Annotated in this window: 26 protein-coding genes; 6 read left to right on the plus strand and 20 right to left on the minus strand. The window is 29.7% G+C overall.

Annotated features, from left to right (window positions below; all coding sequences use genetic code 11):
* The 7 genes from H2279_RS00095 to H2279_RS00125 all read right to left on the minus strand — a co-directional run bounded on the left by H2279_RS00095 (position 1) and on the right by H2279_RS00125 (position 8,978).
* Positions 1-954: a chemotaxis protein gene (locus H2279_RS00095; protein WP_337195185.1), complete on the minus strand. Its 954-nt coding sequence runs from the start codon at positions 952-954 to the stop codon at positions 1-3.
* Positions 947-1,705: a metallophosphoesterase gene (locus H2279_RS00100; RefSeq protein ID WP_337195186.1), complete on the minus strand. Its 759-nt coding sequence runs from the start codon at positions 1,703-1,705 to the stop codon at positions 947-949. Before H2279_RS00100 ends, H2279_RS00095 begins: the two co-directional genes overlap by 8 nt.
* 2 nt (positions 1,706-1,707) lie before the next feature.
* Entirely contained in the window at positions 1,708-2,193 is a 486-nt protein-coding gene (gene greA, locus H2279_RS00105; protein WP_137621905.1) for a transcription elongation factor GreA, read from the minus strand.
* An 11-nt stretch (positions 2,194-2,204) separates the two neighbouring features.
* Complete coding sequence (gene lpxB, locus H2279_RS00110) at positions 2,205-3,299, minus strand: lipid-A-disaccharide synthase (protein WP_337195187.1); 1,095 nt, start codon at positions 3,297-3,299, stop codon at positions 2,205-2,207.
* A gap of 150 nt (positions 3,300-3,449) precedes the next feature.
* Positions 3,450-5,303: a site-specific DNA-methyltransferase gene (locus H2279_RS00115; protein ID WP_337195188.1), complete on the minus strand. Its 1,854-nt coding sequence runs from the start codon at positions 5,301-5,303 to the stop codon at positions 3,450-3,452.
* Positions 5,300-8,143, minus strand: a complete 2,844-nt coding sequence (locus H2279_RS00120; protein ID WP_337195189.1) for a restriction endonuclease — start codon at positions 8,141-8,143, stop codon at positions 5,300-5,302. Before H2279_RS00120 ends, H2279_RS00115 begins: the two co-directional genes overlap by 4 nt.
* An 82-nt stretch (positions 8,144-8,225) precedes the next feature.
* On the minus strand, positions 8,226-8,978 hold the full coding sequence (locus tag H2279_RS00125; protein WP_337195190.1) for an extracellular solute-binding protein: 753 nt from the start codon (positions 8,976-8,978) through the stop codon (positions 8,226-8,228).
* Positions 8,979-9,063: 85 nt separating this feature from the next.
* On the opposite strand from H2279_RS00125, the gene pepT reads away from it, so the two are divergent.
* Positions 9,064-10,299 (plus strand): peptidase T, encoded by a 1,236-nt coding sequence (gene pepT, locus H2279_RS00130; RefSeq protein ID WP_337195191.1) that lies wholly within the window; start codon positions 9,064-9,066, stop codon positions 10,297-10,299.
* On the opposite strand, the gene dcuC is transcribed toward pepT, so the two are convergent.
* The 5 genes from dcuC to H2279_RS00155 all read right to left on the minus strand — a co-directional run bounded on the left by dcuC (position 10,289) and on the right by H2279_RS00155 (position 14,605).
* Positions 10,289-11,587: a C4-dicarboxylate transporter DcuC gene (gene dcuC, locus H2279_RS00135; RefSeq protein ID WP_337195192.1), complete on the minus strand. Its 1,299-nt coding sequence runs from the start codon at positions 11,585-11,587 to the stop codon at positions 10,289-10,291. The two genes, pepT and dcuC, sit on opposite strands and share 11 nt — an antisense overlap.
* 11 nt (positions 11,588-11,598) lie before the next feature.
* Positions 11,599-12,303, minus strand: coding sequence for a dipeptidase PepE (pepE, locus tag H2279_RS00140; protein ID WP_337195193.1), 705 nt, complete (start codon positions 12,301-12,303; stop codon positions 11,599-11,601).
* 128 nt (positions 12,304-12,431) lie between these two features.
* Positions 12,432-13,004 (minus strand): cytolethal distending toxin subunit A, encoded by a 573-nt coding sequence (locus H2279_RS00145; protein ID WP_137623320.1) that lies wholly within the window; start codon positions 13,002-13,004, stop codon positions 12,432-12,434.
* Positions 13,005-13,811, minus strand: a complete 807-nt coding sequence (locus tag H2279_RS00150; RefSeq protein ID WP_137623319.1) for a cytolethal distending toxin subunit B family protein — start codon at positions 13,809-13,811, stop codon at positions 13,005-13,007.
* Between the two features lie 11 nt (positions 13,812-13,822).
* Positions 13,823-14,605, minus strand: a complete 783-nt coding sequence (locus H2279_RS00155; RefSeq protein ID WP_137623318.1) for an RICIN domain-containing protein — start codon at positions 14,603-14,605, stop codon at positions 13,823-13,825.
* Between the two features lie 169 nt (positions 14,606-14,774).
* Here H2279_RS00155 and surE point away from each other — a divergent pair, with 169 nt between their 5' ends.
* The 4 genes from surE to H2279_RS00175 are packed head-to-tail and all read left to right on the plus strand — an operon-like array spanning position 14,775 to position 17,306.
* Positions 14,775-15,545, plus strand: a complete 771-nt coding sequence (surE, locus tag H2279_RS00160) for a 5'/3'-nucleotidase SurE (RefSeq protein WP_337195194.1) — start codon at positions 14,775-14,777, stop codon at positions 15,543-15,545.
* A complete protein-coding gene (locus H2279_RS00165; protein ID WP_337195268.1) occupies positions 15,542-16,198 on the plus strand; it encodes a ThiF family adenylyltransferase in 657 nt (218 codons plus the stop codon). Before surE ends, H2279_RS00165 begins: the two co-directional genes overlap by 4 nt.
* On the plus strand, positions 16,195-16,965 hold the full coding sequence (gene blaOXA / locus H2279_RS00170) for a class D beta-lactamase (RefSeq protein ID WP_337195195.1): 771 nt from the start codon (positions 16,195-16,197) through the stop codon (positions 16,963-16,965). The genes H2279_RS00165 and blaOXA overlap by 4 nt, the downstream gene beginning before the upstream one ends.
* 17 nt (positions 16,966-16,982) lie before the next feature.
* On the plus strand, positions 16,983-17,306 hold the full coding sequence (locus H2279_RS00175; protein ID WP_137621917.1) for a type II toxin-antitoxin system RelE/ParE family toxin: 324 nt from the start codon (positions 16,983-16,985) through the stop codon (positions 17,304-17,306).
* Here the strand turns inward: H2279_RS00175 and H2279_RS00180 are convergent, their stop codons facing one another.
* Genes H2279_RS00180 through H2279_RS00215 form a run of 8 tightly spaced genes read right to left on the minus strand, consistent with a single transcriptional unit; the run spans position 17,307 to position 24,938 of the window.
* Complete coding sequence (locus H2279_RS00180; protein ID WP_337195196.1) at positions 17,307-19,742, minus strand: hypothetical protein; 2,436 nt, start codon at positions 19,740-19,742, stop codon at positions 17,307-17,309.
* A 52-nt stretch (positions 19,743-19,794) separates the two neighbouring features.
* Complete coding sequence (locus H2279_RS00185) at positions 19,795-20,664, minus strand: sulfate/molybdate ABC transporter ATP-binding protein (RefSeq protein ID WP_337195197.1); 870 nt, start codon at positions 20,662-20,664, stop codon at positions 19,795-19,797.
* An 8-nt stretch (positions 20,665-20,672) separates the two neighbouring features.
* Complete coding sequence (modB, locus tag H2279_RS00190; protein WP_137623312.1) at positions 20,673-21,344, minus strand: molybdate ABC transporter permease subunit; 672 nt, start codon at positions 21,342-21,344, stop codon at positions 20,673-20,675.
* Positions 21,337-21,732 carry a TOBE domain-containing protein gene (locus H2279_RS00195; RefSeq protein WP_337195198.1) on the minus strand — a complete coding sequence of 132 codons (396 nt, stop codon included), beginning with the start codon at positions 21,730-21,732 and terminating at the stop codon, positions 21,337-21,339. Before H2279_RS00195 ends, modB begins: the two co-directional genes overlap by 8 nt.
* Entirely contained in the window at positions 21,729-22,466 is a 738-nt protein-coding gene (gene modA / locus H2279_RS00200; protein ID WP_337195199.1) for a molybdate ABC transporter substrate-binding protein, read from the minus strand. The genes H2279_RS00195 and modA overlap by 4 nt, the downstream gene beginning before the upstream one ends.
* Before the next feature lie 47 nt (positions 22,467-22,513).
* Positions 22,514-23,191, minus strand: coding sequence for a malonyl-ACP O-methyltransferase BioC (gene bioC / locus H2279_RS00205; RefSeq protein WP_137623309.1), 678 nt, complete (start codon positions 23,189-23,191; stop codon positions 22,514-22,516).
* Entirely contained in the window at positions 23,188-23,799 is a 612-nt protein-coding gene (locus tag H2279_RS00210; RefSeq protein ID WP_337195200.1) for a pimeloyl-ACP methyl esterase BioG family protein, read from the minus strand. Before H2279_RS00210 ends, bioC begins: the two co-directional genes overlap by 4 nt.
* Entirely contained in the window at positions 23,796-24,938 is a 1,143-nt protein-coding gene (locus H2279_RS00215; protein WP_337195201.1) for an aminotransferase class I/II-fold pyridoxal phosphate-dependent enzyme, read from the minus strand. Before H2279_RS00215 ends, H2279_RS00210 begins: the two co-directional genes overlap by 4 nt.
* Positions 24,939-25,004: 66 nt before the next feature.
* On the opposite strand from H2279_RS00215, the gene H2279_RS00220 reads away from it, so the two are divergent.
* Positions 25,005-26,285 carry an adenosylmethionine--8-amino-7-oxononanoate transaminase gene (locus tag H2279_RS00220; protein ID WP_337195202.1) on the plus strand — a complete coding sequence of 427 codons (1,281 nt, stop codon included), beginning with the start codon at positions 25,005-25,007 and terminating at the stop codon, positions 26,283-26,285.
* The last annotated feature ends 58 nt before the right edge of the window (positions 26,286-26,343 follow it).

Here is a 26,343-nt window from a genome sequence, read left to right on the forward strand (position 1 = left end):
TTACCCCTGTTCTTGTGATTGGTGTCTTTTTAAAACTTTAGTTACTTCACTAAAGAAATCACTAGCATTAAATTTAACCAAATAGCCTTCTCCACCAGCTTCTTGGACATCTTTTTCATTCATAAATTCATTAGACAATGATGAGTTAAAGACAATAGGAATATCTTTAAATCTTACATCATCTTTAAGACGTGCTGCAAAATGGAAACCATCCATTTGAGGCATTTCAACATCACTGATTATAATTTTTAAAATATTACACAAATCTTCGCCATAAACTTGACTGAGTTCTTCAAGTTTGTTTAAGCCTTCAACTCCGTCTTTAGCTTCAATAACTTGCAAGCCAAGTTGTTGCATCATATCTTTTACACGTTTTCTAGCTGTTAAGCTATCATCTAAGATAAGTGCTGTTCCGCTAAATTTTTCTAATTTGTAATCAACATCAGTTTTAGGTGCGTAAATTCCTAGTTCTTCTATAACGCTTTCTAGATCAAGTATCAGTAATACTTCGTCATTTTCTATACGTGTAACTCCGGTAATTTTACCTTTATCTAAAGCACCAGAACCTGCTGAAAAACTTGCTGGTTCTATATCTCTCCAATTGATACGACGAATTCTTTTAGCTTCATGCACAATAAAACCTATAAGAATATTGCTAAATTCGGTAATAATTACCCTAGGTTTTAGCAAAGTACTTTCTGGCTCGGTGATTTGCATCCATTTAGCAAGATTAACTACAGGAATAACGATACCACGAAGATCAAAGATCCCTTCGATGTATTCAGGTACTCCTGGGAGTTCTGTAAGGGTTGGAATTTTGATAATTTCTCTAACCTTAGAGACATTTACTCCATAAATTCCTTCATAAATCTTATCTTGTCCTTGCTTAAAGATACGGAAATCGACAAGCTCCATTTCATTTGAACCCGTTTTCACGATATTTTCATCAAACATTTTGACCCCTCAATTTCTGTTCTCGAAATTCAATTTCTTGTTTGTATTCTACTAAAAAAAAACTTTCCTTGTGTGCAAAACTATCAGGATTAAAATATTTAATGTCTTTTTTATTGATAATAAAATTTTGATGATAATGCCCTTCACACACCCAAGAGCCTAAATTCCTATATTTTAGATATCTTTCATTGGCTAAATTTTCAAAATTTTTTATCTTATAAAATAGATTTTTTCGATTTTGATTTTTTAAGATTTTTTTTGATATAGCGTGAAAACTGATTTGATTTATCCAGTTTAAAAATACAAGTAAATAATGATTTCTAAGGCTTTTGAGTGCAAATTGTAGGCAAGGAGATAAAAAAATATCGCCATGTGCTAAAAAAATATAGGAATTTTCATTTTTAACTTTACTTGTGTGCAATTTAAGTTTTAAAGGTTGTTTTTTTAGGGAAAAAATTTTTACCTTTTCAAAAAAGCAAGAAAGATTAAAATCATGATTTCCTTCAAGGTAGATTATTTCTATTTTTTGTGCTAATTCTTCAAGTAAATAAATATAAGGTTTTGCAAATTCATGAGTAGCAGAAATTTCTCCGATGAGCAGATCAAAAATATCGCCCATTAAGATGAGTTGAGGTGTGGAAATTTCATCATTTTTCAAAGCTTGTAAAAATTTCCAAAAACCTCTTCGTTGAGTATTTTCATGTGCATCGGCAATTAAAATTGCCTTATTTTGTAAGATTAGCTCTTGCATCCTTAGAATTTCAAAGGTTCATAGCTAATAGAAACGATCTCAAATTCGCTTTCACCTTTAGGTAAGCGAACTTTAAATTCATCGCCTTCTTTTTTTCCAAGCATAGCTTTTGCTATAGGTGAAGCAATGGAAATATAACCTTTATCCAAATTTCCTTCACAAATTCCAACGAGGGTGTATTTACTTTCTTTTTCAGTGTCCAAATCCATAATCACAACACTAGATCCAAATTTTACGCTATCGTGTTCATAACTTGCAGGATCTATAACTTGCGCACGAGCTAGCAAATCACTAAGTTCTGCTATGCGACTTTCGATTAAGGCCTGTTTTTCTCTTGCTGCGTGGTATTCTGCATTTTCTTTTAAATCCCCATGACTTCTTGCAGTGTCGATTTCTATGACGACTGCTGGGCGTTGATTGTCTTTTAAGTCTTTTAATTCAGCAACTAATTTATCATATCCAAATTGACTCATTGGTTCTTTTTGCATAATTTATCCTTTTAATTTTCATCAAGTATTTTAGCTAAATTTTTTGCACTTCCAAATTTTAAATACTGTTTTAAAAAATTAACTTTAGCAAAAAAACTCTTATAATCGTATTTAAGATAAGCTTGATATAAATTTTCTACATTGACTTCATTTTGTAAGAATTCAGGGTTTAGCTCTTCTTTTCCTGCAAAATCGCAAAAAATATTTGCAAGGCCGATGTATTTTAACTTTACAAAAAGCCTTGCTATAAAAATATCAATAGCCTTTGCTTTGTAAGCAAGAACAAAAGGAGTTCCAACCAAAGCTGCCTCCAAAGTTGCTGTGCCACTGCAAATAAAGGCAAAATCTGATTTTTTTAAAACTTTAGGTGTATTACTCTCTATTTTAAATTCGCTAATATCGCCATAAAGATCGAGTTTGTTAAGATTAAAAGGAGGGATACAAAGGATCTTTTCACCTTGAAAATTTTTAGAAAGCTCTTTAAAAATAGGCATTAAGCGTTTGATTTCACTTCTTCTTGATCCAGGTAAAAAAGCAACGATTTTTTCATGTTCTTTTTTTGAAAGTAGAACTTGTGTATCTTTTTCATCTTTAAATTCTTTGATTTCGTCCAAAAGTGGGTGCCCAACGTAAATACTTTTGCTAAAAAACTGATCATCAAAAGGCAAAATAGAGGCTAAAACATCAAAATGACTTTCTATGATAGGAATTCTTCCTTTTTTCCATGCCCAAACTTGAGGTAAGATATAATAAATTCTTTTTATCTTAGAATCGGCTTTTTTTAAAGCTTTCGCAAAAGGGATGTTAAAAGCGGGAGAATCTATACATAAAATCGCATTTATTTTTTGCGTAAAGCTTAAATGGACTAATTCTTTTATCGCGCATTTTGCTTTAAAGATAAGAGGCAAGATCTCTACAAAACCCATAGCGCTAAATTCGTGTGAGCTATAGAGGGGTTTTGAGTTTAGATTAAATTCATCGCATAAACTCTCATCATAAATTCCCACTAAATCAAATTCTTTATACTCATCTTTATAGGCTTTTAAAACTTCTTTGAGGTGCAAATTTGCTGAAGGTTCTAAGGCACAAACGAGAAAGGTTTTCATTTTTACTCTTTTTAAAATTTTTAGGAAAAAATCATAACCAATTTTCACTTAATATTTTGCTAGTTTTAAAAATTAAAATCAAGTGTTATTGATAATATTGGTTTTATTTTTAAAAATTTTTTATAATTTTGAAAACATTCTAATTTATCCTCAATACACCACTTTTAAGCGTTCTTTTAAAAAGCTTTCTAGGTTTAAATAAATTTCTAAATTTATATCATCAAAACCGTTAATATATACATTTTCATTTTGAGTATTTTTTAAGAAATTGAAAACCTCATCGTCAAATTCTATCACATAAAAGCTTTGTTCGCATTGGTAAATTTTATTTTTTAAAATTTCTTTTAGATCACTATCTAAGGTTTTGCAATCTTGCAAAGCCAAATTTAACGCTTTTTCATAAGGACTTAGATTTGCATGATTTTTTAAAGCTAAAGCGTTTGTATCATTGCTTACGAGTTCGGGTTTTTCCGCAAGAGAAAATACTTTAAAACCTAAATCCAAATTTTTATTTTCGCTTGATATTTTTTCACTGGCTCTTTTAACTCTTTCTATGGTTATACCGCTGATGACTGGATTTTTACTTTTTAACTCATTTTTACAAAAATCATAAGCTACTTTATTTTTTTTATCGTCTATCTCTTCATCAAGTTGGACTAGGATAAATTTACGATTTCCTCCATCTTCTGCATTTAGCTCCATAACTGCTTGTGCTGTTGTGCCACTTCCTGCAAAAAAATCTAGGATAATATCGTTTTGATTTGAATTTGTAGAAATTTCACAGATTCTTTTAATCAAGTTAGTAGGCTTCGGAGTATCAAAAATGGTATCTCTTCCTTCTTTTATATTAAAAAGTTTTTTTATTTCTAATTTTGCATCTGCATTATAAGCTAAATCATAAATAATGCTTTCTTGTAAAATACCTTCCATATCGTTTTCGTAAAATTTTTTATAAATATTATATTTCCCATTCTTTAAAAGTTTAAAAACAATCCTTTCTTCTTTTTTTAACTTTTGAAATGTTTCTTTGGAGCAAATCCATTGTGTTTCAATAAAAGTTCCATCTGGGCATTGGATTGGATAAATCAAAGTTTCTCTTTTATCCAAACCAGACTTTAATGGACGTATGTAATATTTGCCTCTTTCTTTTATAAAATTATCCTCTAACTTAAAAATTTCCAATTGTTTATTGGTTCTTTTTAAAGGATTAAAAGATAAAAACATTTTATCTTTTGCATAAATTAAAATATACTCGTGAGTATCCACAACAAAATTGGCTCCTTTGCCACCACCATATTTTTTTCTCCAAACTATACATGCTACAAAATTCTCTTCTCCAAAAATTTCATCACAAAGTATTTTTAAATTCGCTTGTTCATTATCGTCTATGCTTATAAATATCACTCCATCTTCACGAAGTAAATCCCTAGCAAGTTTAAGACGCGGTAGCATAAAAGAAAGCCATCCACTATGGGTTTTGCTTGATTTTATACTGTTGAAAAATCTTAAAGTTTCGCTTTCTATCTCTTGTCCATCTTCATCTATTTCTAAAAGTCCAGTTTCTAACAAAAGTTTTTTATAATCTTGCCTAAAATCATCTTTGTAAATAAAATCATCATTTTTGGTATTGTAAGGCGGATCGATATAAATCATTTTTATTTTTTCATAATAACTTTGCTTTAGAAGTTTTAAAGCGTCAAGATTGTCCCCTTTTATGATGATATTTTTAGTATTTTCGTAATTTAAGCTTTGATTTTTTTCAAATTTTAATTCTTTAGTGTTTGGAGTGTTATAAAGTGCATTTGCTAATGCTTTTCCGGTAAAAGTTAGCTCATAACCTTGGGCTTTAGTGTTTAAGCCTAGAAGTTGCATGATGGCATTTAAATTTGGCACATTATCGCTTATGGTTTGTGGATGATTATGCTTTAGATACTCTAAGAATTCGTTTTTACTTTCTTCTGTGTTGATTAAATTCTCTTTTTTTATATCGTTGATATCTATCATTGTAAAATTTCCTTTATGCACTCTATGAGTTTTTGTTTATTTATCCTTGTGTTGAAAATAATATCTATGTTTTCATTTTTTAAAGTATCATTTAAATTTTTAAAAAATACTTTTGCATAATCTATCTTTTTTCTTTCATCTTGTGGAATTTCACTTTCATTGTTATAGCCTTTGCTTTCGCATATAAAAAAGATTTTTTTGCCTTTATTATCCTCTAAAAAATAAGCAAAATCAGGCTCATAATTTTTATACGGAGTAGGGATGCTTAATTTTGGTAATTTTGCAAAGACTTTTATGGTTTTTTTGTTTATATTTTCATTGTTTTCTTTGATGATTTCTTTTTCTATATTAGAATCATAAACTACGCTTTCATAAAGATAATTTTTAGCCGGTTTTTCATCATCTATATAGCGTCCTAATTTTTGCATATCTATGCTTTCTCTGAATTTGCCATTTTCTACTAAATTTTCATAAGAACTTGAGAAAATATTTAAAGAAAATTCATAACTTAAGCATTGTAATAAGCTATGGTGAAGTTTGTTTTTGATTATATTTTTTAAATTATCAAAAGCTTTTTTAGGTGAATTTTCGAATTTGGTTTTGTCTAATTTTTCATAAATTTTCAGTAAAAATTGTAAGGGAAATTTTTCATTTTTACAAAAATTTAAAAATAAATTATGGATGTCTTTATATAAACTAGCCTTATAATCGATCTCTTTTAAGATATTGAATTCTTCTGTGATTATAGTATTTTCTTGTGCATTAAAAACTTTTTTTTCAAAATATAAAACTTCTTTTTCTATTTTTAAAGCATTAAATTCTTTTGCTATTTTTTCTATAAGTTCTTTTTCTTTTATATTTTTATAGACTATGCTTGCTTTTTTATTTATGCTTTCCCAAAGTTCTTTAAAATCTTTGGCTAGATCGGGTTTTATTTTTATTTTGTTATTTTCTTTATTTGCATTGATAATTTGCTTGTATTTGTTTTGAGAATTTTCATTAAGAGCTTTTAATAAAGTTTCAAATTTATCGCCCAAAATTTGTTTAGCCTTTTCATCATCTTTTATGCTATCGTATAAAGGTTTTAATATAATATAATTATTTTCTTCTTCTGAAAATTGTATTATTTTTTTGTCTTCTAAAAGAACTAAAATTCTATGAATTTGGTGTTCGTTTAAATTGATACTTTTGAAAGATAGAGAATTTAAACTATTTTCGTTGAAAGCAAAGCTAGAATTTGAAATTTCTTTTTGTAAATTTTCTATATAATTAAATTCTCTTGCGCTCACTAAAATATCAAGATAATTAATATCATAAAATTTGGCATCATCAAAATTTAAATAACTATGGGTAATTCTTTTGCCTTTATCATTGACACAAAGTCTTAATCCACGTCCGACTTGTTGGTGTATGCTGATTTGCGAAGAAGAATTTGAAAGTTTGGCGAGGGTAAAAATATTTGGATTATCCCAGCCTTCTTGTAGAGCCCAAACGCTAAAAATAAAACGTAAAGAAGTATCAAAAGAAAGTAACTTTTCTTTATCTTCTAAAATCAGTTTTACCCCATAAGCTTCTTTTTCATCCGCGTTTCCTTTGTCGCCGCTAAAATAGCCTTGATGGACTTTTAAATTTCCATTTTCATCAAAGTCTTTTTCTAAGTATTGTCTATAAGATTTGTCTAGTTCGGTTTTAAGTATTTGTTTTCTCTTTGTTTTATACAACTCTTCAAATTTATTTTTTATAAAAGGATTATCGCCTCTAAAGTCTAAAATACTTGGTATAAAAAATAAACTTAATGCTTTAATGTTTTGCTTAAATAATTCTTCTTCTTTTTTAAAATGCAAATCTATGGCTTGTTCTAAAAGTTCTGTAATTTCATCTTCATTTAAAACATAATTTTCTTTTTTTTCTATGATGATTTCATTATCAAAATATGCTTTATTATCTTTAACATTTTTTAAAATAGCATTATTTAAGATTTTACAGCTATCACCTTTTTTTATTTTTATCTCTTGTTCCATGCCATTTGAAAAATAAGTAAAGGTGGCTAAGTCTTTTTTGTATTCTTTTAAAAAAATATTTTTATTTTGAGTTCCTAAAGTATTTACTTTAATTTGTTTTACGAGATATTCTTTAAAAGCAGATATAGAATCAAGACAATAAATTATATTGCTAAGTTCATACTCTTTTTCTTGAGGAAAAGTAGCACCAAAACGAAAGTATAAAGAATTTAATCTAGAAAAATACTCATTAAAAGCCTTACCCTTAAGTAAATGTGGCTCATCTATAATGCTAATTGGTTTTAAGTCTATGATATTTTCAAAAACACTTTTTGAATTAAATAAACTTTCGTTATTTTTATTTAAAATATTCCCTTTTTTATCTATAGCGCTATTTGTTAAAACTAAAACTGAAAGTTCATCTTGATTTTTAATATAATTATTTATGATCGCACTTTGACTTTTTGTATCTGTATAAAAATAAGCTTTTATATATTTTTGATATTGTGTTTTAAAATACTCTTTAGTGAGTTCCAAATTTTGTTTAACGGATTCTAAAATAGCTTTTCTTGGAACAAAAATTATGAATTTATTTTGCTTATAGACTTTGTTAAGTTCAAAAATTAAATTTATATAAGTAAAGGTTTTTCCAGTACCAGTTTCCATTAAGATATCTAAATTTAATTTGTCTTTTATATTTTGTATTGGTAAATGGGTGGTTTTGTAAAAATTTTGCAGACATTGTTTTAAATTATCTTGTTTTTTAAAGTCAAAATCTTTTAAAAGTTCTATTATGTTATTGATGCATTTTTCTTGATATTCTTGTTTTTCAAAAATCATTTAATTCCCCGAAGATTATAAAATTATAGTAGCGAAATTTGACTTAAATTATCAAGAAATGCAGAGAAAATCTCTGCGTAAATTATTTTCTATATCCGTATTTTTTAAATACTTTATAAGCATCATCACTTTTAAGATAAGTGATAAAATCTTGAATTTGTTTATCTGCATTATTTTTTGCGACTATGTTGAAAGTTCTATATACGACTAATTTTTTTTCGATATTAACAACATCGCCATAGTCTGGATTTGCCTTAGCCCAATCGATCCAAGTGATCCACGCATCCGCTTTTTTTTCTAAAAATAATTTTTTAGCAGCACCGCTGTTAGGGGTGAAAGCAACGATATTGTTTCTAAAATCTTGAATCATTTTTATATTTTGAGTTCTTCCTATCATATCTTCCCAAACGCCTGTTCCTGAAGTATTGCTTTTTCCTGCACCTTCTGGGACAACGATTTTCACTCCTTTTTTAGAAAGATCTTCTAAGCCTTTGATTTTTAGAGGGTTGCCTTTTTGAGTAAGAATGATCGCTTTTCTAAAATACAATGGTTCGATTTTTTTAACATCAAATTTTTTATCAAAATCTGTTGTAATGGCTAAAGCTGATTGATCTGAAGCACCAAATAATATATCCGCATCTTTTTTTGCTTTTTCGATCCAACTAGCTTGAGGACCAAAGGTAAGATTGACTTTTACGCCGGTTTTTTTCTCGTATTTTTTTGCTATTTCTTGTAAAGCAAAGTGAGGGCCACCTGGACCATACATATTAACATCTGCAAAAGCTAAACTTGCAAAAACCGCACAAGCACCAAATAAATTTAATATTTTTTTCATTTTTCATCCTAAAAATTTAATGAAATGCGATTATAATACAAGATGATTAATTCTTTTTCCTAAGCGTAAAATTTAAGGAGTTTTTATGGATATCGCCCAAAGATTTATAAATTATACTAAGATCAATACCACAACCAATAAAGAAAATGGTTTGGCAGGTATCATGCCTTCAAATCCTAATGAAATGCAACTAGCTAGTTTGCTAGAAAAGGAACTTCAAGAGCTTGGATTGAGTCAGATTGTTAAAAGATCAAATTCTATCACAACAGCACTTTTACCTGCAAATGTTTCCAATGCACCCCGTATAGCTTTTTTTGCACATTTAGATACTAGTAGTGAGCAAAAAAATGACACCAAAGCACAAATCACGCATTATGAAGGTGGGGATATTTGTCTTAATAAAGAATTAGATCTTTATCTAAGAGAAAGTGAATTTGAAGAGCTTAAAAATTACAAAGGCGATGATATTATCCATACTGATGGAACGAGTTTGCTAGGTGCGGATGATAAAGCCGCCATCGCTGCGATTATGGATATGCTTGAATTTTTTGTTAAAAATCCTTCTTTAAAACATGGGGATATCATTGTGGGCTTTTTGCCTGATGAAGAGCAGGGGTTAAGAGGGGCTAAGGCTTTTGATGTGAAAGAAATTAACGCTGATTTTGGGTATTGTTTGGATTGTTGTGGTATAGGTGAGTTTATCTATGAAAATTGGAATGCTGGAGATGCTATAGTAACTTTTCAAGGAGTTTCAGCACACCCTATGAGTGCAAAAGGCAAACTTGTAAATTCGCTGATTTTAGCCCATCAATTTATCTCTATGCTGCCAAGGGGTGAGGTGCCTGAATACACGGAAAGCAAGGAAGGGTATTTTTGGGTGAAAGAAATAAATGGAAATAGTGCAAAAACGATTTTAAAAATAGACATTAGAGAATTTGATGAGGAAAAATATAAGCAAAGGATGCAATTCTTGCAAGATTTATGCGATTCTTGTAAAAAAATGTGGGGTGAGCAAAGGATACAAATTCATTTATCAAATCGTTATAAAAATGTTTTTAATGCCTTAAAAACTACGGATTGTCTCCCTGTAAAACTGGCTTTAAAAGCTTATGAAAATTTAGATATAAAGGCAAAGATCATTCCTATGCGTGGCGGTTATGATGGGGCTGTGCTATCTGAAAAAGGGCTTATGTGTCCAAATATCTTTACTGGAGCACATAATTTTCATTCTATTTATGAATACTTGCCACTTAAATCTTTAAAAGCAGCAAGTAAAGTTTTGCAAGAAATCATTCTTTTAGCTAGTGAAATTAAAGCATAATAAAAGCGATCACCAAAAGAGAAATGATCGAGCCTAGCGCAGTTCTTTTTACAATTTCTATGGTATTTATCCCTGCAATACCCGCTACAATAATACTTGCTGCCATGATAGGTGAAACAACCCTTCCAAGCACTCCAGCGACTGTGGCTACCATCCCTAATGCTACCTGATCAAAGCCTAAATCTTTAGCGTGTATGGTGATTGACTGATTAAAAGCCATAGTTGGCGCATCGCCTGAACCTGTTACCATAGCCATTAAAAAAGGTATAAAGGTTCCTCCAAATCGGACATAATGCTGCTCATTTTTTAAAAATTCAATCACAGCCTTAGTAGCCCCACAAGCTTCCAATCCTGCAGCAAAAACACTTGCAGCAACGATAATACCTACAACATTAGCATAAGAATTTCCCATACCATTGAAAAATTCTTGACAAATTTTAGTAGGACTACTCATAGTTGCAACCATAGCTAAAATAGCACCTAAAAGCATAGCTTCTGCCACTTGAATTTTAGTTGTCCAGTTTAAAATAGGATTTAAAATTTCAATTTTTGGTAAATCACTCGCACCGACGATCAAAATAACAATAGGAACTAAAGGCATCAAAGCATATAAGAAATTTGCTTTTTTAATTCCTTCTTCGGTTTGTGTTTTGCTTTCATAAACTGCTCCTTTTTGATAATCTTTAAAAATAAGAGCCATAATGATTAAACAAATACAAGTGATGATTCCAGAAACAAAAGTAAAATTAAATTGAACACTTAAAACTTGAGGGATGCTTAGGCCACTCATATCAGCGATGATGCCATTATGAGAAGTGCCAGGGCTTAAAGCACTTCCTAAAGTTCCACTTACAACCGCAGTCGCTGCCATAGCAGGTTTGATCCCAGAAGCCATCAATAAAGGGATTAAAGTTGCCCCAACAGCCGCAGAACAACCGGCCGCAGAAGGTATGGCAATGGAAATAAAAAAAGTTATGATAAAAGCAATAGGGATTAAGAAAAAGCCTAAATTTTTTAAAGGAGCGGTGAGCAACCGAACTAAATGAGCGTCACATCGAGTGAATTTCATCACAAAGGCAAAACCCATACTCGCACAAATGGCTTTAAGCAAAGAGGCTTGAGTCATTGAAGAAGTAAAGGCATTTAAGGCATCAATTGGCTTTAAAGAAACCAAACAAAGGATAAAACCAACACCAAATAAAGTTGTTTTTGTCTCTGCTTTTTTAATGAGTAAAATAACAGTTGCTAAAGTTCCTAAAGCTGCTAATATCAAATAAAAATTATGCATTTTAATTCCTTTTAATAAGGGTATTCTTGATTAAGTTCTAAAATTGTGCTTTTCATAGGGTATTCAAATTTAAGCACTGGATTATGTCCTATAATTTTAACTTTATCATCTTTTATTCTAAGAGCTGATCCTTCAGGTATGGCGTAAATTTTTTCTTGAGGATTGGCGATTAAAAATTCTTCTAAGCGTTCTTCTCGACTTTCTCCATTGTGCCCTTGAATTTTGCCGCTGATAAAATGAGGATTGATTTGATGAGGAAAAAGATTGAGTGCGTTAAAACTTTGAGGCATGATAATTGGCATATCGTTGGTTGTTTTTATGCTTTTTCCTGCTATATTTGATCCAGCACTCCAGCCGATATAACAAGCCCCTTCTTTGACGCGTTGAGCTAGACAATCTAAAAGATCGTATTCATAAAGTTTAGATAAAAGCATAAAAGTATTGCCTCCACCGACTAAAATGACTTTAGCTTTTAAAATAGCTTCTTTAGAGTGATTATAACGATGTATAGAGATGATATTTTCTTGATTTAAACTTTCTTTTACTTTTTTCTCATATTCATCATTATTTCTTCTTACCCCTGCATAAGGGATAAAAATTATTTCTTCATTTAAAGAATCACATTCTTTTAAAAAATCTTGTATATAGGTTTTAGCATGGGTTAAATAACCAGTATTTTGATAACTTGAACTGCTTAAAAGCAAAAGATTTAACATAAAAATTTCCTTTTTAAAATAATTTTTTAGCAATTATAGCAAATAAAGCTTGATTTTTTAAAAAATATTTTTTAAGTGTTTTTAGTTTATTTATAAAAGTTAATAATTAATTTACCTAAAAAGGTAAATTAATTAAGCGGAGTTGCTTCAACGATAGCAGGAGTGAAAAACAATAACTGAAAAGGCGCGATAAATTGATGAGGTCCTCTAAAGCATTCTTGTATGCCTATACGAGTTTCTAAAGGAATTTGAGGGTTGCGAAAGGTAGATATACATTCCACTCCACCCAAAACTAAAGATCTAATTTGCACCGCAGAACTTGTTGTTGGCATGATAGAAAAAACAGTTTCTAATTTTTCATCTTCTAAATCTCCTTTACAAGATTTAACCCCAAAAAAACCACTTTCTAAAATAGCTAAACATATATCATCATCATTTGGATTGACAAATTGAACATAACCAAAAGGAAATTTATCAGCGAGTGTATCTTTAGCTTTTAATTTATCACTTAAAGTGATTTCTCTTAATACCCAATTTTGATCGGTTAGATCTTGTGAGCTTTCTCTAAAAATACTGATTGAAATTCCAGTTTGAAGAGATCTGATTGCAAACATAGGCGTATAATCAGGCAAATCCCCTTTAGGTTCAATGCCAAAAGCTAAACTCATCAATACAGCACATAAAACTAAAATTTTTTTCATTTAAAACCTCCTAAAATTAACTGGAAAATGATCCGATGCTAAAAAAGTTCTAATACCCGCTAAGGCTAAAACAGCTGTGATCAATGGTGGTCTATAGGCTGCTGCTTGATTAGAATTTCCAGTGATAGCATAATCAATCGTATTGCCTGAAGTTTGCGTAAAAGAAGGTGGATAGACAATGTTAATGCGTCTTCTTAAATCAGCATCAAGTAATGGGAGGAGTTGATTAGGGTTGCGATTAAAATCTCCCATGATCATCCAGCTAATATCGGGTAAATTTCTAAAGTGCATATCTACAGCTGTTACTAAAGCACCCGCATCATTTCCGCCCCTAGCTAAAGCATGGACATTTAAAAATACATCATTACAAATTCGAATCCCTATAATAGGTCTTGAGGCCACGGTTGGAGGAGGCAATACTATAACCTCATCAGCCCTTGTTCTACTTACTATCGCCATATTAACGCGATTAGCTCCAACGTCTATTCTTGAGTAATAAATATAAACTACATTTGGACGCGATGAAGTTCCTAAATTCCATTCATACTCATGTATAGGAATTCCAACGCCCACAGGTTGTACTTGTCTTGTAGTCATTGTAGCAGTTGAGGGTAGAACTCCTGCTTCTTGTATGGCAACTATATCTAAAGGATTATCCCCAGTTATAAGCTGTCTAACGCTAACATTCCATTTGCTTTCAGTTGAAGCTGAAGACCCTTGCATATTCCAAGTTCCGCTAGAATAATTTTCCAAAGCTCCAAAAACAAAACTAATATTAAAAAATAAAAATAAAATTACTTTTCTCATTGTTTATTCCTTTAATAAGGTGAAATAGCCCCATAAGTAGGCGCTGTGATATACCATTGTCTGTCCAAAGTTTTTTCACCTGGTTTGACACACTCTGTTAAATAAATCTTATAAGAGCTAAGATTAAATTCATGCATGACATCATTTACAGGGGTTTGGATACATTGTTGTGTGGCAACATTTCTAATCTGATACGCTCCATTACTCATAGGAATGAGTTTCCAAAATTGTGCGTGATTGCTTTGATCACAAGGATAATGCACTATACCATTACCATAAGCATTAAGACAAGTATTGGTTTGGGCATTTTTAAACATAACAATATTGCTTGCAAATTCAACCAAACGCCAAGTTCTTGCATCTTCAAAACCTTTACTTGCGTATAGATTATATCCCCATATCCAATTTCCTGGATTGGTGTTTGATATAGTCAATGCTGCTCCATTTGGATTCATAACGGTTACATAATCACTTGTATAGCTGATCCCTCCAACGGCGGAGACGTCATTAAATTCACCATTTGATTTTAATCTCGGTCTTGGAATTTCTGTAGAATTAGCATCAGCAGAATCAAAATGCAAAACAGGTGGTACTAAAGGGATGGCTGGAAATTTTTGTCCTTCAGCTAAACCAGTTTGCTTTTGTGGTGCTGTTGGTTCTTGACCGATTTTTAAAGGATCACTATCATACATTTCCCCATAAGAGCGTCCTAAAGGATTGAGTTCTTTAGTCGAACAAGCTGAAAACATCATAGTAAAAACTAGAAAAAATAAGCCATATTTGATTTTTTTCATGGGCAATATCCTTAATTTTGATATTTAGTATCATAACATAATTTACAAAAATTTAATTTGAATTTAAATTACAGATTAAAAAGTAATAAAAATTATTATTTTTTGTATATAATTTTAATTTACTTTTTTTGAAAATAATTTCTTTATTTAAATTATAACAAGGCTGAAAATGAAAGAAATTCTTATTACTAATGATGATGGCTATGAAAGCAAAGGCTTGAGAAAACTTGTTGAGATGCTGAAAAAAGAATTTAAAGCAAAAATAACAGTAGTTGCACCTTCAAATGAAAAATCAGCTTGTTCTCATTCTATTACTTTGGTAAGACCTCTTCAGTTTGTTAAGGTTAAAAAAAGATTTTATAAGCTAGATGATGGAACTCCTGCGGATTGTATTTATCTGGCTTTACATGCTTTTTATAAGAAAAAATTACCTGATCTTGTTATAAGTGGGATCAATAAAGGCGCAAATGTAGGTGAGGATATTACATATTCTGGTACTTGTGCGGGAGCTATGGAGGCTGTTTTACAAGGAGTTCCGGCTATTGCTTTTTCACAATTTTATAAAAATAATGAAAAAATAGATTATAAAATCGCTTTAAAAATTATAAAAAAACTTGTGAAAAAAATTTTTAATCAAGGATTTCCTTTAGATAAAAAAGAATTTTTAAATGTGAATTTTCCATCTTCAAAAACTAAATTTAAAGGGATTAAAATCGCTAAAGTTGGAAAAAGAATTTACAATTATAAAGCCCATTGTAATGTCAATCCAAGAGGAAAGAAGTATTTTTGGCTTGCAAGTGCTAATTTGGATTTTGAAGAAGAAAAAAAATCCGATATCGCTCTTTTAAAGAAAGGTTATGCGACTATTACGCCTATAATGCTTGATTTAACGGCTTATAAAAAATTAAAACAAACAAAAAAATGGATTAAGGAAAAATAATGAATGATAGATTTACGCGTATAAAATGGTTGATTGGAGAAGAAAATTTAGAGAAAATTTCTCAAACTAAAGTTTTAGTTTGTGGGCTTGGTGGAGTCGGTGGAATTTGCGTTGATGCGCTTTTTAGAAGTGGTTTTACAAATCTTACTTTAATCGATGGGGATTGCTTTGAAAGCACAAATCAAAATCGCCAAATTCATAGTGAGCACATAGGTGAAGAAAAAGCGAAAGTTTTTGAAAGAATTTATCAAGCTCGAGGTATTGTAGCTAGAATTGATCAAGATTTTCTTGATCAATTTGATTTGAGTTCTTTTGATCTTATTATCGACGCGATTGATGATATTCCTGCTAAAGTAGCTTTGGCTAATAGGATTGATTTTAAAAAGCAAATTTTTATTTCTTCTACAGGTGGAGCAAGAAAACTTGATCCTACGCGTATTAAAACGACAAGTATTTTTAAAACTTACGGTGACGCTTTGGCAAAAAAATTTCGTTATGAACTTAGAAAATCGGGTTTTAATCAAGATTTTGACGTGATTTTTTCAGATGAAGTGCCTTGCTGTAAGGATCTTGGTTCTTTTATGGGGGTTACGGCTTCTTTTGGTTTGGCTTTAGCTTCTTTGGCTTTTAAAAAGGTTATGGATAAAAAATGATAAGAATATTTATTTTATTTTTACTTTTTCAAAATTTTATTTTTGCTAAAAATTTGCCAGATTTTTTCAAAGAGCAAAATCTTAGCGGAGTAATGATTGTTTATGATGGTAAAGAGTTTTTGAGTAATGATTTTTTAAAAGCTAAAGAGCGTTTTTCTCCAGCTTCCACTTTTAAAATTTTTAATGCTTTAATCGCTTTAAATTCTCATGTACTCAAAGATACAAGTGAAGTTTTTTATCATTATAAAGGCGAAAAAGTCTTTTTACCTTCTTGGGCACAGGATGCGAATTTAACTTCAGCTATAAAAAGATCTCAAGTGCCTGCTTTTAAAGAACTTGCTAGAAAAATAGGCAAAGTAAGAATGCAAGAAAATTTAAACAAGCTTGATTATGGCAATAAAAAAATTTCTAAAATTGATGCTTTTTGGCTTGATAATACTTTACAAATTTCAGCCAAAGAACAAGCCGCTTTACTTTTTAAACTTGCCAATTTAAAACTTCCTTATTCTAAAAAAATTCAAGAAGAAGTCATTAAAACGATCGAGTTAAGACAAAATGATGATTTTATTCTTTATGGTAAAACGGGCTTTAATGATAGTATTGCTTGGATTGTAGGATTTGTTTATTTGAAAAAATTTCATTCTTATCAATCTTTTGCACTCAATGTTAAAATTTCAAATTTTAAAGATTTATATAAAAGAGAAGAAATTTTAAATCAATATTTAAATTATTTATTTAAGGATTTTAAAAATAAGATAAAATATTAACAAATTAAAGGTTTGTTATGTATGAAATCGTTTATTATAATAATAAAATCACGAAATTTATAAATAACCTTGAGTCTAGTTATAAAGAAAAAGCTTATAAAATGATACAAGAATTAGCCATAAACGGCAACAAGCTTGATGAGCAACACAGCAAAACAAGATGTGATGATATTTTTAAGATAAGATTAAAAACTCCAAGACATTCGATCAGAATTTTTTATGCTTTTGAAACGAAATTATTTATTTTGCACGCCTATGCTAAAAAAGACAATGCAACCAAAAATAAAGATCTTGAAATTTGCGTTAAGAGATTAAAAGATATTAAAAGAATGCTTGCTTAGCTATTCTTTTAAAAATCCATACTCATAAATTTTTGGCTCTATTTTTTTAGCTAGGGTGTTTAAAGATTCGTTGAGTTGACCAAGTAAAAATTTATAGTGTTCATCTTTTGCTTTAGCAGGAGTATTCATCTTGCCTTTTTCATCCCTACCTTGAAAAAATTCTTTGATATCGTAAAATGAAGCATTGACTAGATAATTTTTATCCTCGCTGTGCGTGTGATAGTATTTAAAAAGTTCTTTTCCTGCTTTTAAAAGTTCTTTGGCTTCAGGGCTAAATTCTATCTTTGCTAACTCATCACCAAATAAAGAATTCTCATCTTTGATCTTGCCATTTATAAATTTATACATAAAATCACTTTCAAAGGCTTCTTTTGTGATGTTTAATTCTTTTTCGCTAAAAGGGATGAAGTGATTTGTCCCTTCTTTTGAGCTTATACGATTTTGCCCATGAAAAAGCATAAAAGCTAAACAATCACTTTTAAATTCATCATCTTTATCGTATAGTTTATTTGGATACAAAAACTGATCTCTATCGTTTATCCACGTAGCTGCTATAGCGTGACGGACTGAAAAAAATACGGCACTAACAATTAAATTATTATAAGTTAAAATTATAGAATGTCCAATATCTCTTGTAGTGCACATAACATGAACAAGGTTTTGATTTTGAAAGTCCATTCTGCCAGTATTCATCATTCCTAATTTTAATATTATGTTTTTATTTTTAAATTCAGATATCCACTTTCCTATATGCAAACTATGATTACTATAAAAATTTTTCTTACCTAAAAAATTTCCATTTTCATTAAATACATCAAGTTTTATTTTTTTAATTTCTTCTTTTTTGCTTGTATCCCATATCAAAAACCCTATAGGAAAATTTCCTTTTACATTATCAAAAGTATAAGAAGGTGTTATAAAACCTTTTAAAAACTTAGCCTTAAAACTCTCTCTAAATTTTATAAAATTTGCAGAATTGACATATTTTAATTTAGAAAAGCTAGCCAGTATAGCTCCTTCGATCTCACAATAAATTCTTATAAAAAATTGTGCAAAAAGTTCATTATTGGCTTTTCCTAAAATATCTTTATATTTTTCACAAATTCTATTTTCTCTAGCCACTTTTTCTTTATTTTTACCCGTATTATTTCTTGTAGCAGTAGTTCCAGCTTCCGCATAAGGTGGGTTGATAAAGATTATTAATTTTCTACGTTTGTTTTCATCTTTTAAAATTTCTTGCAAATTTAAAGGTAGTTTTGATTTTTGTTTGATATTTCCTTTATCATCTTTTTCATCAAAAAATTCATCATTTAAAAAGTCAAATTGAAAAACATGATTTTCAAATAAATTCGCTCCATTTTTTATACGCTCATGTATCACATCGATATCGGCTTTATCAAGAGTGGAGCAAAAAATATTTTTTTTATTTGTAAAATTGGCGAGTAAATTTCCAGTTCCGCCAGCTAAATCCCATATATAATACTCATCTTCATAATCTTCCCCAAAAGTTTTTGATAGATATTCACAAGCCTTATCCACCCAAATTCTAGGAGTAAAAAACGCTCCTTTTCGCTCTCTTATATCTTGATCGACAAGCAAATCTCTACGTTTTATAATATAATCCCAAAATTCTTCTCTTGGCGGACGCTCATAAATAGCCCAAAATTCTTTATGGGCTTTTTGATGGTCTTTAAATCCTGTTTTTTCGGCGATGATAGAGCCTAATTCTGTCTTTTTTTCATTAAATTCATAATAATCTTTTTTCAAAACAGCAAAAAGCTTTTCAACTATGCTAACATTATCTTTTGATAACAAATCAGCCAAATAAAAATCAGCATCGATTATCCCGCTTTTTTTAGCCAAATCCCAGTCTATACTGATACTATCTTTTACGCTTTTGCTCCATTTATAATATATACTTACAAAATTGTTTTTATCGATTTTAAATTTACTTATATTTTCGCTTGTGAGATTTTCTTTGATAAAGGCTTTTAATTCTTCATCATTTTTTTCATAGTAAAAAATTTGTGCTTCATCTAAAATGGTGTTAAGTTGCTTTAAAAGTTTTAAAAATTGTTCGCTTTTGTGATTACTTGGTGTAACGCTAAAATCTATATCATTTTGATAAAAAACTTCTTGAATTTTTATAAAAGGCAAAAAAGCCATTTTAATACCATCAAAGGCACAAAGTAAATTTGGAGTTTGTTCTGTGTAAAATTTATATTTTCCTATGGTGAGTATAAGCTGTATGAAGGATTTTTTTATATCGCTTTCTCCTTTTTTGGCTTCAGCCCAAAGTAGATTAATCTCGCCTAAATTTTTATGTTTGTAAGTTATAGTAAAATCGATTTTGGAGCCAGAATAACTAAATTTTGTAAAATAGGTATCTTTGATTTTGCTTTTTAAAGGTTCTTCGCTTAAATGGATAAAATTCATTGTTTTTCTCTCTAAAATATTTATGAAATTATATTAACAATACTTAAAAAAATTATTTAATTTTCCCTACGATGATAGGATTAAAAGCTTTTATAGAAAGTAAAAGCGTATCGCCGATTTTTACATCTTGATAATCTTTTAAAAATTCTTCCTCGCTGAGTGTGATTTTAACGATGTTTTGATTTAGAAGTAGGGTGAAAATGATCAAAATATCGCTTTTTTTAATCCCAAGTAAAGTCGTGCTAAAGCGTAATTTTGCGCTTAAATTTGCTTGTGTAAAAAATTCATTTTTGGGTAAATTTTTAATGATCTTGCCATTTTGAATTTCTATAATTTTATGGCTTAGTTTGTAAATTTCAGCTATATCGTGGCTTACAAATAAAGTTGTGATTTTAAAATGATGTAAAATTTTTGCAAGTTCATCTTGTAAATTCATACGCATTTTAAAATCTAAAGCACTTAAAGGTTCATCTAAAAGCAAAATTTTAGGCTCTCTTATTAAGGCTCTTGCTAGAGCAACTCTTTGGGCTTGTCCGCCTGAAAGTTCTTTAGGATATGCTTTGGCTAATTCTTTTAAATTCATAAGCTCTAAAAATTCATTGATTTTTTTTTCATTTTTATTTGCGTAGCTTAAATTTTCTTTGACATTCATATTAGGAAATAAAGCATAATCTTGAAACATAAAACCTATTTTTCTTTTTTGTATATTTAGATTGATATTTTTTTTATGATCAAACCAAATTTCATTATCTACTTCTAAGTAACCGCAATTTGGTTTGATTAACCCCGCTATGATTTTAAGCAAAGTTGTCTTTCCAGCTCCGCTTTCTCCAAAAATAGCTGTGATTTCACCTTGATCAATGTGAGTTTTAAATTCAAAATTTTTAGTATTGACTTGATATTTTAGATCTATTTTTAGCATTTAATTTCCTAAAAATTTAACTTTTTATTGACAAAATATAGGCTTAAAAGTATGGCAAAAGAAAGGATAAAAAGCGTAAAAGCGTATTGGTGTGCTAGGGTGTAATTTAAGGTTTCAAGTTCGTCATAAATTGCGATACTAGCGACTAAAGTTTCGCCTTGTTTGTGTCCGCCTATCATCATAACAACTCCAAATTCGCCCATAGTATGGGCAAAACTCATGGCACAAGCTGAAAAAATACCCGCTTTGCAATTAGGTAAGATGACTTTAAAAAGCGTGGTTATTTTGCTTTTGCCTAAAGTATAAGAAGCATCTAAGAGATTTTGATTGATCGATGAAAAAGCACTTTGCAAAGGATTAATCATAAAGGGTAGAGAAAAAATGATAGAAGCAAAAACGAGTCCTTCAAAGGTAAAAACCAAAGAAAGGTGAAAATATTTTTGCAAAAAATTCCCTAAAAAAGTATTGGCTGAAAAACTGATCAAAAGATAAAAACCTAAAACACTAGGAGGCAAAACCAAAGGTAAATTGATACAAGTTTGTAATAAAGCTTTAAAAGGAAAATGAGTAAAACTTAAAATATAGGCTAAAAAAACACCTATAAAAAAAAGTATAAAAGTGGTGATAAAAGCTAGTTTAAGAGTTAGAAAGAGAGTTTGCAAAAAGACAGGATCAAGCATTGTTTGTCCTTAAAATAATATCATTTGCTTTGATAAAGCAAAGCCATTCTTGATTTTGACAAAGTTTCAATTCCAAAGCTTTTTCCTTGGTGATCAAGCTAGAAAGTTCTTGATCGTGGAATTTGAAAAATACATGATATAAGAGTTTTCCTTCTTTGATTTTTGAAATTTTTGCCTTAAAGGAATTTTCTACGCTTAAATTAGAATTTAGCGAGGCAAAACAAAGTTCATGTTCTTTAAAAAGCATTTGAAGTTCTTGATCTAATTTAAGTTCTTTAAATGGAGCAAGCATTAAAACCTTAAAAATTTCATTTTCGCAATTTATTTTTACGAGTATCAAATCATCTTGATAATTAACTTCGCAAACTTTGCCTTTTAAAATATTCATGGGGTATTAAATCCATATTTTTTTAAAATCTCTTTTGCTTTGGCTGAACCTATAAAATCGCTAAATTCAAAGGCTAATTTTTTATTTTTGGCGTATTTTGTGATCACAAAGCTTTGCTTTAAAGGGGTAAAATATTTTGGATCGATAATACTTGCGTATCCTTTGGGGTGATTAATAGGAGAAACTAAAGAATAAGCCACGATGCCAAGCTTGGATGCTTTAGAATCAACATATAAAACCGGTTGTGCGATATTATCACCTAGGATAATTTTATTTTTTAAACTTTCACCTAAATCAAATTTTTCTAAAATTTCTTTAGCGGCAACTCCATAAGGAGCGATTTTTGGATTTGCTATGCCTAGATGATTGATTTTTGTTAAATTTTCTTTGAGATTTTCAAGATGGATTAAATTTGGGTCTAAGCTATATAAGGCTAAAACACCCAAAGCATAAATTTTTGGTTTTTCTAAGGCGTTTTGATCTTTAAAAATTGCTTCAGCGTATTTTTCATCGGCTGAAAAAAATAAATCAAATTTTCGCCCTTGCTTTAAAAGTTGGTAATATTTTCCAGAGGCGCCAAAAATCATTTCTATATTATCATTTGGATGAGTTTTTAAAAATTCATCTTTAATCGCACTCATAGCTTTTGAAGCTGAAGAAGCGACAAAAATGCTAAGATTTTCTGCTTTAAGACATAAAAATAAAAACATACAAAAAAATAATATTTTTTTCATTTGTGATAGTTCCTAAGGAAATTTGCCCAGATTATAACAAAATAATTTTATATTTTTTTTACATAAATAAAAATAGGATGATAGGTGAGTTTGTTTTGAAATCTTTTTTCATAGTCTTTTAAAAAAGTTTTTGATAAAGCGTGATAACCTAAAGAATTTACCCCGCTTAATTTTAAGTGTCTAAAAACCTCCAAAGGGCTTTCAAATTCTAAAGTGATAAAATCTTCTTCTATAAAAATTTCAAAAAAATACTCTTGTAGGATTTTTTTTATTTCAAAAAGAGAAAGATAGTTTAAAGAAAATCCTGTGCTTTGTGCGATTTGTTCTAAATTTTTTTCACCAAAAGTAGATAAAAGTAAAATACCTTTTTTGTTAAGCATGTTTTTAAGGGTTGGCAGTATTTTTTTTAGATCAAGCCATTGTAAGGTTGCATTAGAAGCAATAAGATCAAATTTTTGAGTGCTTAAAGGGTGATGAGCAATATCATTCATATCAAAAATTTCAACTTTATCTTGAATTTTGTAATCTAAAATGTCGTTTAAAATGTATTTTTCAAAGATGATTTTCTTTTTTAATTTTTGTGTGAATTCACCTTGTGCGCAACCAAATTCAAAGACTTGATCAAAAATTTCATTTGTAGGGATTTTTTCACAAAGCTTATCTCCCATCCAATCTTGCACTTTTGCAGCTTTTTGATAGCTCGATTTGGCTTTTAAAAAATTCAAAGTTCATCCCAAGAATGAAAATGAAAAAAAGCAAAATGAGGCTCATTTAGAAAAATTAAATTTTCAAAGCTTTTTTTTAAAGCATTTTGTGGAAAGATCTCATCTTGATTGCTTGAGTAAATTTTATCCCAAATTAAATTTTCTTTTTGCTCTTTTAAAGCAAAATCAAAAAGCACATTAAGTTCATTTTTTAAAGCATTTTCATCTTTAAAAATAAAATTTTTAGTTTTATCTTTATGATTTTTAAATAAAGAATTTTTAAAATTTTCTAAATTAAATTTTTTTATAGTTTTACTAAAAAGCGTAGGATGGATACCTTTTTCTTTATCTATACCTAAATTTGTGCCATTGAGAGCAATTTTTTGATTAAAGTTGTATTCTTTTAAAAGATAATTAGCAAGGCAAACTCCCATGGAAAAAGCTATTAATTTGATTTTTGAAAAAGCTTTAAAATTAAATTCAAAATCTAAATTTTCAAAATCATAAAACAATACAACATTTTTTTCACTTTTTAAATGCAAAAAATGACTTGGATGGCTTGCAAATCCTCCAAAAACAACAATCAATTCATCACAATTGGGATTTTTGTATAAAAAAGTATTTTTCATAATAACTCCAAAATCGGATTAAGATCGTTTTGATTAAGTCCTGCGTGCAAAGAAAAGCGAATTCTAGCTGTATTTTTAGGCACGGTAGGTTCTTTAATTGCCGGAGCAAATAAGCCGCCTTTTTCAAGTATTTTAGATATTTCTAAGGCTTTTTTATTATCCCCTAAGATCAAAGAAATGATATAACAATCCCCTAAAATTTGATATTTTTTTTCTTTGAGTTTGTTTTTAAAATTTTGGCTTAGATGATATAAATTTTCTCTTTTATTTTGAAATTTTGTCATATTTTTAAAAATAAAAAGCGTGAAGGCAACGTTGATAGGAGGTAAAGCCGTAGAATAGATAAAAGCACGTGCTTTATTGATGAAAAAATCTTTATATTTTTTAGCACAAATCATACAAGCACCCATTGAAGCAATAGCTTTTCCAAAGGTAAAAACCAAAAAATCAATTTCATTTTCTAGACCAAGGGATTTTGCAAATCCTAAGCCCTTTTTATCAAAACATCCAACGCTATGGGCTTCATCAATATAGAGTTTTATTTTTGGATAAGTTTTTTTAAGTTCAACAAGGGCTTTTAGATCGCTAAAATCTCCATCCATGCTAAATAAGGCTTCGCTAAGTATGATGATATTTTCATATTTTTCATAGTGTTTTTGGATCAAAGATACTAAATGATCTAAATCATTGTGTTTATAGCGAAAAAAATTAGCTCCATTGAGTCTTAATCCATCAATCATACTCGCATGGATAAATTTATCAGCCAAAAAAAGAGTTTTATCTAAGCTTGAAAGTGCGGCTATACAGGATAAATTCAAATGATATCCGCTGTTAAAATGAAGTATTTCTTTATTTTTAAAATCAGCTTTTAAATAATCTTCTAATTCTTCATAAATTTCAAAATTCCCACTCAAGCTTCTTGAACTTGAGCTTGAAAAAAATAGATTTTCATCTTTTAAAGTGCTTAGAAATTCTTCTTTTAATTCTTTATCATAAGAGAGCGCTAGATAATCATTTGAGGCTAAATTTAAAAGCCTTTTGCCTTCTTTATAGACAAATTTTCCTTTATGTTTTAGATGAGGTAGGGATCTAAGATTGTGATTATTTTTTAAATCTTGTAAGATTTTTTCAACGGGCATTTTGTTCCTAAAAATTTAGAATTTTAAAGTATTATTTTGCCACATTATTTTTAAAAAAGAAGTTATATGAATGAATTTTTAAAACAGCTTGATTTAAAACACATTTGGCATCCTTGTACTCAAATGAAAGATCATGAGAATGTGCCTTTAATCCCTATAAAAAAAGCTAAGGGGGTTTGGCTTTATGATTTTGACGATAAAAGATATTTAGATTGTATCAGTTCTTGGTGGGTGAATCTTTTTGGGCATTGTAATGAAAAAATCGCAAATGCCATTAAAAAGCAAGTTGATGAGCTTGAACATGTGATTTTGGCTGGTTTTACGCATGAGCCTATTATCAAACTTTCAGCTAGACTTTGTGAAAAAGTTGGGAGAGATTTTAATAAATGTTTTTACGCAGATAATGGATCAAGTGCGGTAGAAATAGCACTTAAAATGAGTTTTCATTATCATTTAAATCAGGGTTTGAAAAAAAATAAATTTTTATCTCTAAGTAATTCTTATCATGGCGAAACTTTAGGGGCTTTAAGCGTGGGAGATGTTGCACTTTATAAAGATACTTACAATCCTTTGCTTTTAGAATGTCTTAATACCCCTGTCCCAAAAAATAAAGACTATCAAGAAGAACTTTTTGTTTTAAAAGGGATTTTAGAAAAGCATTCTAGTGAAATTTGTGCTTTTATCTTAGAACCTTTAGTGCAGTGTGCTGGAAATATGCATATGTATGAGGCAGGATTTATTGATGAAGCCATAAAGCTTTGTCATGAATTTAATGTGCAAGTTATTTTTGATGAAATTGCCGTGGGATTTGGACGCACGGGGACGCTTTTTGCTTTACATCAATGTAAACAAAGCCCTGATTTTATCTGTCTTTCAAAAGGGATTACAGGTGGGTTTATGCCTCTTTCTGTGGTGCTTACTAAGGATGAAATTTATCAAGCTTTTTACGCACCTTACAAAGACTATAAAGCTTTTTTGCATTCTCATAGTTATACGGGAAATGCTTTAGCGTGTGCTGCAGCAAATGCAGTTTTAGATATATTTGAAAATGAAAATATTTTAGAAAAAAATAAAATTTTAAGCACCTTTATACAGCAAGAGTTTTCAAGACTTAAAAAATTTGATTTTCTTGGTAATTTTAGAACTTGCGGGATGATCAGTGCTTTTGATATTTTAAATGCAAAATACGAAAGAGCTGGGCTTGAGGTTTTTAAAAGAGCTTTAAAAAAAGATTTGCTTTTGAGGCCGCTTGCAAATACAATTTATTTTATACCCCCTTATGTGATTACAAAGGAGCAAATTTCTTATGTAGTGGATAGTTTAGAGCAAATTTTCAATGATTTTTGAAATTAGTGATATACGATAAAAGAAGCTTAGAAAATTGCTTACTTGATAAAAATTTTAA

Origin of the sequence: Campylobacter sp. B0100352/1, assembly GCF_020135855.1 — a bacterium.
Lineage (GTDB): Bacteria > Campylobacterota > Campylobacteria > Campylobacterales > Campylobacteraceae > Campylobacter_D > Campylobacter_D taeniopygiae.

Bases quoted from the DNA above. Each gene is read 5' to 3' on its own strand.
- H2279_RS00095 (WP_337195185.1), bottom strand. From the start codon at position 954: ATGTTTGATGAAAATATCGTGAAAACGGGTTCAAATGAAATGGAGCTT.
- H2279_RS00100 (WP_337195186.1), bottom strand. From the start codon at position 1,705: ATGCAAGAGCTAATCTTACAAAATAAGGCAATTTTAATTGCCGATGCA.
- greA (WP_137621905.1), bottom strand. From the start codon at position 2,193: ATGCAAAAAGAACCAATGAGTCAATTTGGATATGATAAATTAGTTGCT.
- lpxB (WP_337195187.1), bottom strand. From the start codon at position 3,299: ATGAAAACCTTTCTCGTTTGTGCCTTAGAACCTTCAGCAAATTTGCAC.
- H2279_RS00115 (WP_337195188.1), bottom strand. From the start codon at position 5,303: ATGATAGATATCAACGATATAAAAAAAGAGAATTTAATCAACACAGAA.
- H2279_RS00120 (WP_337195189.1), bottom strand. From the start codon at position 8,143: ATGATTTTTGAAAAACAAGAATATCAAGAAAAATGCATCAATAACATA.
- H2279_RS00125 (WP_337195190.1), bottom strand. From the start codon at position 8,978: ATGAAAAAAATATTAAATTTATTTGGTGCTTGTGCGGTTTTTGCAAGT.
- pepT (WP_337195191.1), top strand. From the start codon at position 9,064: ATGGATATCGCCCAAAGATTTATAAATTATACTAAGATCAATACCACA.
- dcuC (WP_337195192.1), bottom strand. From the start codon at position 11,587: ATGCATAATTTTTATTTGATATTAGCAGCTTTAGGAACTTTAGCAACT.
- pepE (WP_337195193.1), bottom strand. From the start codon at position 12,303: ATGTTAAATCTTTTGCTTTTAAGCAGTTCAAGTTATCAAAATACTGGT.
- H2279_RS00145 (WP_137623320.1), bottom strand. From the start codon at position 13,004: ATGAAAAAAATTTTAGTTTTATGTGCTGTATTGATGAGTTTAGCTTTT.
- H2279_RS00150 (WP_137623319.1), bottom strand. From the start codon at position 13,811: ATGAGAAAAGTAATTTTATTTTTATTTTTTAATATTAGTTTTGTTTTT.
- H2279_RS00155 (WP_137623318.1), bottom strand. From the start codon at position 14,605: ATGAAAAAAATCAAATATGGCTTATTTTTTCTAGTTTTTACTATGATG.
- surE (WP_337195194.1), top strand. From the start codon at position 14,775: ATGAAAGAAATTCTTATTACTAATGATGATGGCTATGAAAGCAAAGGC.
- blaOXA (WP_337195195.1), top strand. From the start codon at position 16,195: ATGATAAGAATATTTATTTTATTTTTACTTTTTCAAAATTTTATTTTT.
- H2279_RS00175 (WP_137621917.1), top strand. From the start codon at position 16,983: ATGTATGAAATCGTTTATTATAATAATAAAATCACGAAATTTATAAAT.
- H2279_RS00180 (WP_337195196.1), bottom strand. From the start codon at position 19,742: ATGAATTTTATCCATTTAAGCGAAGAACCTTTAAAAAGCAAAATCAAA.
- H2279_RS00185 (WP_337195197.1), bottom strand. From the start codon at position 20,664: ATGCTAAAAATAGATCTAAAATATCAAGTCAATACTAAAAATTTTGAA.
- modB (WP_137623312.1), bottom strand. From the start codon at position 21,344: ATGCTTGATCCTGTCTTTTTGCAAACTCTCTTTCTAACTCTTAAACTA.
- H2279_RS00195 (WP_337195198.1), bottom strand. From the start codon at position 21,732: ATGAATATTTTAAAAGGCAAAGTTTGCGAAGTTAATTATCAAGATGAT.
- modA (WP_337195199.1), bottom strand. From the start codon at position 22,466: ATGAAAAAAATATTATTTTTTTGTATGTTTTTATTTTTATGTCTTAAA.
- H2279_RS00210 (WP_337195200.1), bottom strand. From the start codon at position 23,799: ATGAAAAATACTTTTTTATACAAAAATCCCAATTGTGATGAATTGATT.
- H2279_RS00215 (WP_337195201.1), bottom strand. From the start codon at position 24,938: ATGCCCGTTGAAAAAATCTTACAAGATTTAAAAAATAATCACAATCTT.
- H2279_RS00220 (WP_337195202.1), top strand. From the start codon at position 25,005: ATGAATGAATTTTTAAAACAGCTTGATTTAAAACACATTTGGCATCCT.